Genomic DNA, 655 nt, shown 5'->3' on the forward strand with positions numbered 1-655 from the left:
AGTTCGAACTAGTGAAAGTGGGACCCAATCTAAAGAAGATTTTATTAAAAATTCCCCTTATAATAATCCTGAGCGTTATAAGACAACTGTAGAACGAGCATTCGAACAAAACTCTGTTCGCCAAATCGAAAATGATCGAACTTTGTCAGCAAAAGAGAAGGAGCAGGCGAAAAGTGAGTTGTACGAGAGGCTAGTGGATGATAATTTAACTACACAGTATGGTGCAAATCAAGGTTTGAAGCTTCAAGTTGCTGCAACAGTAGAGTATATGCGCGGAAAATTTGGAAGAAACGGATCTGGCTTTGAATTTGATCCGAAAGTCTGGGGAAATGATGCAAAGGCCCGGACTCGCTTTGAGCAGGTTAAAGCTTTAGTTTTCGGAAATAAACCAGCAGCAGAAATTGGAAATTCATTTGGTAGCCCAATATGCAAAATGTATGCGGGTTATGTTCAGGGAATTATGAATGGGGCTTACGAAGGAAGTTTCGCGCAATACATGGTGGATCGATTTAAAACCGGAGATGTAGATTTTACCAGCTCGAGTTATGGGAAATACGATAAATATGGCGCTTGGCTCCCGAGCGGTCCAGCTCCTGTATATGATATGGGCGGCGAAAATCCAGGATCCCATGAAAGAGGAGTTTATCCATCGTAT

Annotated in this window: 1 protein-coding gene; it reads left to right on the forward strand. The window is 41.8% G+C overall.

What is annotated here, in order from left to right; genetic code table 11:
• Positions 1-142 precede the first annotated feature (142 nt).
• On the forward strand, positions 143-655 hold a 513-nt coding region (locus CH362_RS19125; protein WP_133124481.1), incomplete at its 3' end, for a hypothetical protein.

It is taken from the genome of Leptospira saintgironsiae, from assembly GCF_002811765.1.
Classification (GTDB): Bacteria; Spirochaetota; Leptospiria; order Leptospirales; family Leptospiraceae; genus Leptospira_B; species Leptospira_B saintgironsiae.